The sequence below is a fragment of the Alkalilimnicola ehrlichii genome, from assembly GCF_003399765.1.
GTDB lineage: Bacteria > Pseudomonadota > Gammaproteobacteria > Nitrococcales > AK92 > AK92.
The window spans coordinates 48,812-58,335 of record NZ_NFZV01000027.1; the positions used below are offsets into that span (position 1 = coordinate 48,812).

12 protein-coding genes and 1 pseudogene are annotated in these 9,524 nt (G+C 55.0%); 8 read left to right on the plus strand and 5 right to left on the minus strand.

The genetic code is table 11. The annotated features are described in order from the left end of the window. Positions 1 to 80: 80 nt before the first annotated feature. The gene (locus tag CAI21_RS18980; RefSeq protein ID WP_116303738.1) at positions 81 to 896 is read left to right on the plus strand and encodes a GNAT family N-acetyltransferase; all 816 of its coding nucleotides are present in this window, start codon (positions 81 to 83) and stop codon (positions 894 to 896) included. 35 nt (positions 897 to 931) lie between these two features. On the opposite strand, the gene CAI21_RS18985 is transcribed toward CAI21_RS18980, so the two are convergent. Further along, positions 932 to 1,879: a CgnE/CgnB domain-containing protein gene (locus CAI21_RS18985; protein WP_116303739.1), complete on the minus strand. Its 948-nt coding sequence runs from the start codon at positions 1,877 to 1,879 to the stop codon at positions 932 to 934. Positions 1,880 to 2,386: 507 nt separating this feature from the next. On the opposite strand from CAI21_RS18985, the gene CAI21_RS18990 reads away from it, so the two are divergent. The 4 genes and pseudogenes from CAI21_RS18990 (at position 2,387) to CAI21_RS19005 (ending at position 4,668) form a co-directional block, all read left to right on the plus strand. Further along, the gene (locus CAI21_RS18990; RefSeq protein ID WP_116303740.1) at positions 2,387 to 2,701 is read left to right on the plus strand and encodes a hypothetical protein; all 315 of its coding nucleotides are present in this window, start codon (positions 2,387 to 2,389) and stop codon (positions 2,699 to 2,701) included. Between the two features lie 520 nt (positions 2,702 to 3,221). After that, positions 3,222 to 3,644, plus strand: a complete 423-nt coding sequence (locus tag CAI21_RS18995) for a hypothetical protein (RefSeq protein ID WP_147305176.1) — start codon at positions 3,222 to 3,224, stop codon at positions 3,642 to 3,644. A 206-nt stretch (positions 3,645 to 3,850) separates the two neighbouring features. After that, a pseudogene (locus CAI21_RS24255) lies at positions 3,851 to 4,164 on the plus strand (group I truncated hemoglobin). Between the two features lie 168 nt (positions 4,165 to 4,332). Continuing rightward, complete coding sequence (locus CAI21_RS19005; protein ID WP_116303742.1) at positions 4,333 to 4,668, plus strand: hypothetical protein; 336 nt, start codon at positions 4,333 to 4,335, stop codon at positions 4,666 to 4,668. Positions 4,669 to 4,680: 12 nt separating this feature from the next. Here CAI21_RS19005 and CAI21_RS19010 read toward each other — a convergent pair whose 3' ends face one another. Then, positions 4,681 to 5,421, minus strand: coding sequence for a hypothetical protein (locus CAI21_RS19010; RefSeq protein ID WP_116303743.1), 741 nt, complete (start codon positions 5,419 to 5,421; stop codon positions 4,681 to 4,683). 134 nt (positions 5,422 to 5,555) lie between these two features. Continuing rightward, positions 5,556 to 6,098, minus strand: a complete 543-nt coding sequence (locus tag CAI21_RS19015; protein ID WP_116303744.1) for an autotransporter outer membrane beta-barrel domain-containing protein — start codon at positions 6,096 to 6,098, stop codon at positions 5,556 to 5,558. 179 nt (positions 6,099 to 6,277) lie between these two features. On the opposite strand from CAI21_RS19015, the gene CAI21_RS19020 reads away from it, so the two are divergent. The 3 genes from CAI21_RS19020 to CAI21_RS19030 all read left to right on the plus strand — a co-directional run bounded on the left by CAI21_RS19020 (position 6,278) and on the right by CAI21_RS19030 (position 8,102). After that, on the plus strand, positions 6,278 to 7,378 hold the full coding sequence (locus CAI21_RS19020; protein ID WP_116303745.1) for an AraC family transcriptional regulator: 1,101 nt from the start codon (positions 6,278 to 6,280) through the stop codon (positions 7,376 to 7,378). Positions 7,379 to 7,459: 81 nt separating this feature from the next. Next, complete coding sequence (locus CAI21_RS19025) at positions 7,460 to 7,660, plus strand: hypothetical protein (protein ID WP_116303746.1); 201 nt, start codon at positions 7,460 to 7,462, stop codon at positions 7,658 to 7,660. Between the two features lie 127 nt (positions 7,661 to 7,787). Beyond that, positions 7,788 to 8,102, plus strand: a complete 315-nt coding sequence (locus CAI21_RS19030) for a hypothetical protein (protein ID WP_116303747.1) — start codon at positions 7,788 to 7,790, stop codon at positions 8,100 to 8,102. Positions 8,103 to 8,201: 99 nt separating this feature from the next. Here the strand turns inward: CAI21_RS19030 and CAI21_RS19035 are convergent, their stop codons facing one another. Further along, positions 8,202 to 8,444, minus strand: a complete 243-nt coding sequence (locus tag CAI21_RS19035) for an RNA recognition motif domain-containing protein (protein WP_116303748.1) — start codon at positions 8,442 to 8,444, stop codon at positions 8,202 to 8,204. A gap of 291 nt (positions 8,445 to 8,735) precedes the next feature. Next, a complete protein-coding gene (locus CAI21_RS19040) occupies positions 8,736 to 9,110 on the minus strand; it encodes a DUF1622 domain-containing protein (RefSeq protein WP_116303749.1) in 375 nt (124 codons plus the stop codon). Between the last annotated feature and the right edge of the window lie 414 nt (positions 9,111 to 9,524).

Genomic DNA, 9,524 nt, shown 5'->3' on the forward strand with positions numbered 1-9,524 from the left:
CGGCGCCTTGTGCCCGCTCTCTGAACCGGCAAATCTGAACGTGAAGGCGTATTAGCCGTTCGCTAGGAAGAGTAACGGAGATGATTCAAGGCGCTGCTGTAGCTTGGGAAATTGAGAAAAGGCTCTCGGATACCGAGCAAGAAATAGCGGATCAGGCATTGGTAGCAGCCTTGGCCGCCCAGGCAGCTTGGCAGGAGCAGCCGGTCGCTATACGCAACAACGATATCGGCTTATTTATAGCCGGCGCTACCGATTATCCCGTACCGGTCAGAAATGTGGCTGTTCGTCGCATACCCGATGTGAATGCCCACCTTTTTCTTGATTATGCAGACGGCTTCTTTGGTTCTAAAAAACGGTCGTTCACCGTGCTATGCCGCGATGACGAGAGTGATCTTCGCGCTGCCTTGGTCGAAAGAAAGGCGCATTTACTTGGTGCTGGCCCTAGGATGGTATGCCGGCAACCTGTTTCGGTGCCGAGTCCGCCAGAGCTGCGCCTCCAATCCATTACATCGGCCGCGGAGGTTAAAGACCTTGTTGCCGTTGTCGCCGATGCATTTGGTTACCCGGACGGTGAGGCTCAGGCCTGTTTTGCTAGCGTAGATACCTTTCCAGAGACCGTGCATGGCTGCCTGGGATACATGAAAGGGGCGCCGATGGCGTCTGCCATATCGTTACGCTCAGAAACGAGTGCGACGCTCGACTGGGTCGCGACTAAACCGGCAGCCAGGCGGAAAGGCTATGCTTATGCGTGTGTGAGTCTGCTTGCTGAGGATATTTTCCGTCGGGGTATCCCCCTTTTGTTTCTGACATCGACCGCGGGGGCGGCAAACTTGTATCGCCGTGCAGGTTTCAGAGTTTTCGGCTGCTTGCAGGTTTTTCTCATAGCTTCAAGGTGAGAGGAGGGCGGTCTGCACCGCCCTTTCCGCTTTGGCTAAGCCGTCTGCGCTGCCTGATGAATGTTGGGTCGAACGGCAACCCCGGCACATAGAAAATCGACATGATAGCCGGCCGAACCGTCGCCGATGGCGACGTGTATACCCTCAACCCCCTCGTTCAACTGTGAGTTGATCGTATAGTCGACCGCATGGACTATGTTTGAATTGACAGCAACGGCAAATTCCGTGAGTTGCACGCCTCTGGCGCCGGCAAGGGCTGTAAGCAGATCGCCCCGCTCGGTGCCGTTTACTTTAAACGAACGAATACGACTCTTCTCGACATCGAGCGTTGCGCTTTGCGCCAGCGCCACCTCTTGGATAAGCCGTTTAACGTCCTGCGGGGCGTCCTCGTATGGGGTCGAGCCGTCGGGGCGCATTGCTGCCAGGATGCCATCGACCGATAACGTTCCCGAAAGCTGGAACGGGAGGGGGTGCTCAGGGTTTACGTGGGAGTAGTGCACTTCAAAGAATTCTGCGACCGAGAGGACGAAAGCATCTTTGAAACACGCGCTCTTTAGCCCGTTCGGTGGCTCCGACGGTTCTAGATGAACAACGCCGTTTGAGCCCTTTCCTTCGAAGGTGATCGTTTCTGCGGCATTGAGCATCTGCATGACTTCCTGTTGTCGATCGATTGCTCCAACGAAGTCGCTTTGCATTATAAGCCGCAGGGTGTATATCGCAGCCGATAGCGAATGATCGAAAACGTGGCTAGCGCAGAATACAACTCGAATGCCATTCTGCTTGGAGGCCAGTTGGGAGACTTTCTGCCCGGCCTCTTCAGAGAATGCAAGAATGACGGAGTTCTCGGGTAGATGATCGACGGTGTTGAGGTTTTGTACAGCGAGGCCCTGAGAGGCCGCAAAGTTCAAAAAGCGATTGTCGTCGGCAAGGATAGCAAAATCATCGCTCCCGAATAGACGTGTCAGGTGTCCCAGAGCGCTCATAGTGAATCCCCCTGGTCTTATCGCTATGGAAGGAGGGGCGGAACCCCTCCTTTTTGGGTTTATTTGCGTTGTGTAACCGCCGCAGGGTTGCTAATCGGCGGCCAGCTAAAGCCACGGTTCGTTTCCTTTTCGATATGCGTTTGCTGGGACATAGAAATACTCCCTTCTCTATTTGCAAGACATAATTTGTGCCGATAGCCAGTGGAGTATGAGTCGCTATAACCACGCTCTTTTCCCTATCGGCATTATTTACCCTAGCGTGCCAGCCAGGTGTGTGATAGCTGGCTGAAAGACTAGGTTCAGCGTTTGCATAGACCAACGGCCACCGTCTTCCGCACCCCTATGGCGACGACGTTTTCGCTAATGGTAATGCCCTTTGGAGAGGCGATTGAGGAAGGCGAGCAACCGCCCCACTTTTATTTGCCGGCGGTGAGCACTACTGCATTGCCACCTGGTGGGGAACCGTAGCATCGTAGCTGGTAACTCCCGTGTAAGGAGATCGTTTCAGTGCGTGTTGTTATTTCAGAGGCTGCATGGCGACTGGCAAGGACGCTGCATAGCAACCCGCAGGCCGTGGCGGGTGGTCCGGCGGTGCTGGATCAGTCAATGCTGTTGGCGGTGTTTGGTGGCGACGAGGAGTTGCTTAGCGCGGCCTTCGACGAGTTACTGATCGTACCGCTTCAGCTTGGAGAAGAAGGCGAGGGTTGGTCGGAGGTCCGAGTGCTTGCGGCAATGCGCTTTGAACCGCGCGAAGATGACGTGTGGGTGCACTATCAGTTCGATCGACACTTTCTTAAGCTGCTGGCGCTCGCCGGCGGCTGAGGATGTTGGCTTGCGCGCAAGCCGAAGTGTTTTAGCTTGCCGAAGCAGTATGCGATATCGCTCGCGGTCGCGCTCTGTTAAGGAAACGATTGTATTTTATGGGGAATGTTGCGTGCTCGTAGAGCTGCCCGTTTTTGGCTTTTATCCCTCTTTTTTGTGGTTTTGAAGTGTTAGATTATTAATATATTGCGCTGCTTTTTAGCTTCTGTAGATACTGAAAGCATTGTGCTTTTAAAGTTGACAAAGATGGTTTTATAAGCTGTTATTGAAGAGCGCGACAGGCGAGTATCGTATCTAACCTCTGGCCCGTCATAGCAAATGTTTCGAAAAAATGAAAAATAAATGGGGGACAAGGACAGTGTTCCGCAGGATCTTGAATTTCTTTACGCGCGCTCGCCGCGTCGACCAGCAAGACACGCAGCCAGCTAAAAGCGCTTCAAGCGCCTCGTCTAATATCCACAGTAACTACGGCTACGATCCCCATCTCGTTCCGAAGCTGAGGGAGGATCATGCCCAGCTAGTGAGGCTATTTACCGAACTAGGCTCTCAGCTTGAGCACGGCCAAGACCCTACCCGGCTTGTGCGAGAGGAAATACAGCCAATATTTGCCGGGCACTTATTGCTTGAGCGCTATTTTTACGATTCGCTTGAAGATGTAGCGGATGACTTGGTTACCGACGATCCCGAGGTCTGGCGAAACTTTCGCGATAGCATGAAGGCGATCGCGCGAGCGGTAAATCGCTATCTTGCCGAGGTGACGGTCGGACGCCTGAGGGGGCAGGAGGCGCTTGATAAGCACGAGCAAATCATGGCCGCGTTGGGTAAGCGGATTTCCGATGAAGAAGAGCGCTTATACCTCATTTACGAACGCGTGCTCGGCGGCAGAGCAGCGGTGACGGCGCCGCGCGAGGTTCGTGCGCGAGCACTCAGAGTCGTGTCTTGATGTGTTGCCGAACCCACTGGGTTTTCTTCCCTTTCCGCGGCCTGTGACGGCAGCGGCGGGACGCCGCCGCCCGTTGTAAGGACCGCAGCTTATGCAAAAAAACATTACAACAACATGGAAGGAGGTTGACTGTGACAGTAGCAACCGATACTAAGGAAGCGTCCCTATATGATCAGCTTGGCGGTGCAGCGGCCGTCGACGCCACGGTGGAGAACTTCTATCGGCGGGTGTTGGGCGATCCTTTGCTGTCGCCGTTTTTGCCGATACCGATATGGAGCGTCAGATTCGGAAACAAAAGACGTTTTTGACGATGGCCTTCGGCGGTCCGGCGAACTATAGCGGCGAGGGTTTGCGCAGCGCGCACTCCCGAGCACGCGAGCAAGGCATGGGCGAGAAGCATTTCGATGCGGTGGTCGGGCATCTACGCGAGACCTTGCAGGAGCTTGAAGTCGCCTCGGGCTTGATAGGGCGCGTGGAGGCTATTTGCGATAGTGTCCGCGCCGACGTATTAGGTCGCTAATCGTGTAGAATCACCGAGGCGCTGGGGTACATTCTTCAGCGCCTCGATAAGAGCACCCGTAGTATCCGACTGTCGATGTTTGCTTGAGGCCGTGTAAGGTCGGCCGGTTAGTCAGACTTGGACTTTCATGTCGTTACGAACAAAGCAAAGACACGAGAAGATCTTTAAGTGGCGAAAGTTGCTGTAATAAATAAGTCGAAGCTAGATAAGCTCGGCTATGTCGACCATGCCTTCAGACTGTCGTTGTGGGGAATGATCTTTCTGTTCCCTTTAGCGATGCTGATCTCTTATATAGATGATTACCTCAACCTCGGTGGTTTCGCGAGCTTGACGCTATCTTTTGCCCTGGAAAACGCATTGTGGGCTTTTGGGATCTTTATGGTGGCTTGGTTTCTGCTAGTTCTAACCGGCAGCAAACGCGAGAGCGATGTTTTAGCGTTTGCTGCCGGTTCTTTGCTGTTTGTTCTGATAGCTGCTGTTAATGCTATGTCGGTATTTTCCTGAGGCCGAGCTTGCTTACTGGAAGGTGTTGCTATGGAAACCGGCCTTCCACACGAGGTTTTGAACCAGTGGGCGGTAGGCGCTAGCTGGAGGTAGCTGCGAGGTAAAGCCAAATAAATCTTTCTCATGCTCGGGCAGCAGGCAAACCGAGTTCGGATTCATGAATGCACATAAGCAGTGCCAGATCGCGTACAGTTCGGTAAGTCGCGAGGAGCTGATTAGCTCCGTCCGTTGAATCTCCTGCTTGCCCCTCTCTGTGTGTTCGATGATCAAAATGCCTTCCACGCTGCTACGCTGTGCATGGCTGAGTATATCGATGTATCCCTTCGCGGTTTCCCATTCTATTGTGTCGACCAGTTTTTTCTTTCGAAATATTTTTATTTGGCGGCTTTCTCGTTCGAAGGTGAGCCAGGTTTTGACTTTTTTTTGGCCCCGGCTTTGTGTCCAATAGCTTCGTCCTGTTATGGCCGCTGTCGGTGCAATAAATAAAAGAACCGATGAAAACAGGAGGATGTCTTGCCAATCGATAGGATATGCCGCAGCGTAGCCGATAAATAAAGCAATCCAGGACCAGGTGCCGATGACGAGGGCGCCAAGCAGCCCAGCGAAGAGAAACTCTTTCGCTTCGCCCGGGAGTTGGATGGTGATCGCTTCTGGCGTGAATGTTCCACCGGGTGCTTTGAAGTGTTGATTGCCTTTGGGCAAGGGGCCTGCGGCAACCCGGCGGTAGTAGTAGGAAGTGTAGACGGCGGGCATTCCGGATCCTTCTTTTATTGCTTATATTCTAACGAAGGACGACGGGGCGGAAAAGGCGCCGCCACCGGGCGGGTGCGCGCCCGATGGCATGACTGACTGCCCGCAGAGGGGCAAGGAAACTGTTCAGCGTTTCCTTAAAAACGCCAGCCTAGGTGCACGGTAGGAAAGATCGAATAGCGATCCTCCCGGTAGCGTTGGCCGGATATCACGATGTCATCTTGATTAATATGGTACCTAAGCGAAACCCAGGGGGTGACGTAGAAGTGATTGCCGAATTCGAAGCGGTAGCCGATGCGGGGTCCTACGGCCCAACCGTTTTGGTGGGCCGTCTCGCGCGTCTCCTCTAGCCGATAACGCGTCCGCGAGTAGTCGACGTCGAGCCCGGCAAATATGCCTTGCGTGACGCCCGAAAAGAAATAATCGGCCTTTGCGGTTACTCCGCGGACACGCAAATCGAAGTCGTCGTCCCCGTGGAAAAATTCCGGCACATCGGCGCCGAATACGCCAAGCTGTACCCGCATTGAGCCGTCGTACAGTTGATGGGCTATATGCGCCGAGAATCCGTTTACCGCATAGGCGAACGGATCGGCTTCCAGCTCCCATTGCGCCGCAGCCGGCGCGGCAAGCAGGCTGGCGGTGACTACTGTGAGGGCTTGTTGCGATAATCTCTTTAACATAATGTCCTCTATCGTTCCGGTTCGTAACGCGGGGAGCGCTGCCGCTATTTAGCTTGAAGAAGAACCGGAAAAGTAATTTGGCCCGCAGTCTTCAGCGACTATCGAGCGTTGGCTCGAACCCTGCTGGAGCAGGGAAGGTCAGCACGCAGTGAGAGTAGCGACGGTAAGGCGTTCCAGGAATGACTCGTATCGACAAAAGTACTGACCTTTCTCGCCACGTTGGCAACACGACCCGCCGATCGCCCGTGTCCTTGTCCGTCCGAGCAGTGGCACCGCTGCTTACTTACCTCGGCGAGAAGGGGTACGACACCGAGGATCTTATGCGTTCTACGGGTACCGACCCGAACAGCGTCGCGCTGGGGGATCCGGAGGCGCGTATTCCTCACAAAACGGCTATTGCGCTCTGGGAGACGGCCGCCCAATGGGTGAACGACCCCGATATCGGTTTACACGTTGCGGAGGGTGTCGGCGCGGGGGCATTCGGCGTATTGGAGTATGCGCTGGCCACCAGTGCTACGTTAGGCGAAGGTATTCAACGCCTTATCCGCTACAATCGCGTACTGCACGATGCTGCGAGGATAGACCTTCAGGAGCAGGAGGATCAGGCTGTCCTTAGCCATTGGCTACCGTTGCCGGGAGGCGCGCCGCGGCCGGTATCCGATTTTGTCGTAACGGTATGGTTGACCGGGTTTCGGCGCCTAACAGGCGTTAACTGGACTCCGTTAGAAGTCCGCTTTCCTCACTCGGAACCGGCGGATCTATCCGAATACCGTCGCGTGTTCGATGCGCCGCTTCGGTTTGACCGCGAACGTAGCGAGTTGGTGATTCCTCGGTCGCTACTAACGGCGCCCGTACCCACCGCAGACCCTGCCCTACAACAGATCGTCGAGGCGCAGGTTGCCTCTTTGCTGGAGCGCCTGCCGGCTGGCGAGACCTATACCGATAAGATACAGCGAGAGCTTGCTAACGAGCATACGGGCTTTCGGCCAAGTTTGAATAAGATCGCGACAAGGCTGCATGTTACCCCGCGTACGCTGCATCGAAGGTTGGCAGAGGAAGGGACCAGTTTTCGGGTGGTTGTGCATACCGTTCGGCGCGAATTGGCTGAGCGCTATCTGCAAGAGGGGCGGCTGACGGTTGCGGAAATTGCGTTTTTGCTGGGCTATTCGGAAGCCAGTGCGTTCCATCGTGCTTTCAAGCGCTGGACCGGCTACTCGCCGTTAGATTTTCGCAGTCGTAAACAGTCAAGTGCAGGGGCCGGTTTGTCCTTGCGGAAGTGACCATTTAGATGGGCATTAGAGCCTTTAAGTATTAACGTTGTATGATGTTTGGCAATCGAAGCGACAGCAGGAACAAAGAAAATGAATATCGATAATGCAGGGAAGGACCAGGGGATGTGCCCGTCTTGCGAGAAAGTTCCGGTGAGAGAGGGCGAGGAATTGTGCGTCGATTGTGGGGCGGCGCTTGATGAGCTGAAAGCGAATATGCCTAAGCCTTGGCTCCCTTTGGTTCTTGCTGTTGGAATGGCCGTCCTTGCGATCGTGAAACTGCTGTCCTTCTAGTATGCCTTTAGCATCCCGTTCGGCTTCGGCCTCCAGTTGCGCGGTGGTGCTTGCTCGGTCGTCGATGTATCCCCATTTGGCCTATGCCGCCGCCAGTGTGGCGGTGTGAATGGAGGATATGGCTCCTATGATGATTGCGAGATGGACGATCGAAGCCCGTTTTGGCTATAAGCCACAGGTTATCGAATCGATGAAGAAATGGAGCGACGAGGTAGGCCGCGAGATAGGGTGGCCGCCGGATCGTATGCGGGTCTATACCGGTTCGCTCGGGGCGCCGGAGTCGACGGTGCAGTCGGAAATCGAGATCGATAGCCTAGAGGAGCTTGACGAGGCCTGGGGTAAGCTTGCGACGCTGGAGTCGCATAAACAGTGGAGTAAGGATTTAGAGCCTTACGTCGTCTCGGGAACTCCGCACTGGGAGGTGCTGCGGGTTGTAGAGTAAGGGGTGTGCTAACGGCGATTGGCAAGCATGCGCCACGGCTATCCTAGTAGGCTAGAGCTTGCCCCTCGCCGTAGCGAGGGGCAAGTATTCATACGAGGCTCAGCGCTGCTGGGCTTCGTTAATCCGTAAGTCACGGCCGCCGAGGTTGGTGCCGTTCAGAGCGTTAATGGCTCGCTCGGCGCTCTCGCCGTTCATCTTGACGAAGGCGAAGCCGCGCGGACGGCCGGTTTCGCGATCGGTAATCAAGCGGACCTCGTCAACGTCTCCATAGGCGCCGAACAGGTCGCGTACTTCGTTTTCGGTGGCGGTGAAGGGGAGGTTACCGACGTAAATGGATTTCATAGTCAAATCTACTCTCAAAGTTTGCAATCGCAGGCTATATAAGCCAGCGCTGCCGTATGATTAATCGATTGGCGCGATCAAAAGGGAGGTCGTGCATGACATTCCCAGCGTGAAGGGCGCTCGGGTAGTCCTAATCAGTCGTTCTTGGAGATCCGGGAAGGCGAGGCAGAGCCTCGTAATCGACGGGAAATCGGCAGAGGAAAGCTAGTAACTGGCACTTAGACTACAGGCAGTGTGCGCGTAGTGCAAGTAAAAATAATCAGAAGGTTAATGAAGTAACGAACGAATGACTCATCCTCGGCCTAGCGTTCGTCCTCGCTCTTTCGCTTGCCAAGGTAAATGCCCGGTGAGTTCGATTTCCAAGGCAAAGCTTAAGAACGTGCGGATGAGCACGATAATGGCGAGCACGCCTACCGAGGTAAAGGTTAGCTCTATGGCCACGGTATGGATAATGTCCGCTGCAATGAGGAACTCCAGACCGAGCAAGATGCCGCGCCCTAGGCGAATCCGGACGGTGAGAAAGGTAGGTTCCTCGCCGCTTTTTCGGAACACGCTTAGCACCGCCAACCATAGGGCGTACAGAGACATTACCAAAATAACGCCGATGCCGATCAGTTCTATAGCTGCCGCGCACCAGGCGGCGATGGGTTCAACGATGTCGGACATGCTCGACTCCTCTCTATGCGGTGCCCTATGAGGGCGGGGGCGGGATTTGAGGGATACCGAGGGATGTTCGTTCGGATTTCGGGTTAATTAGAGGCTTAATAAAGGCTTATGGTGCTTTGGCGGGAGGTGATATTCGACGGCCTGAGCCTAGTCGCTATTGCCTGTAGCGATGCATAACGGCCTGTTTCGCCCTCCTGGGCGAGTCCCTTTTGGCTCAGACCCTCCCTGGTCTTCGGCCTTCGGCTCGCTTAGCGCACCTCATCCGCTCCCGGCGAATGAGTCTTTGCGTCGCCAAAGAAAAGGAACCAAAAGAAAGGCGACCCGGAGGCGCTGCCCCGCTGCGCGGGGTTCCCTGCGCTTCTCGGGGCTTTCGGGGTTCGCCCGACAGGCCTTTGTCGCTGCGCTATCCTGCTC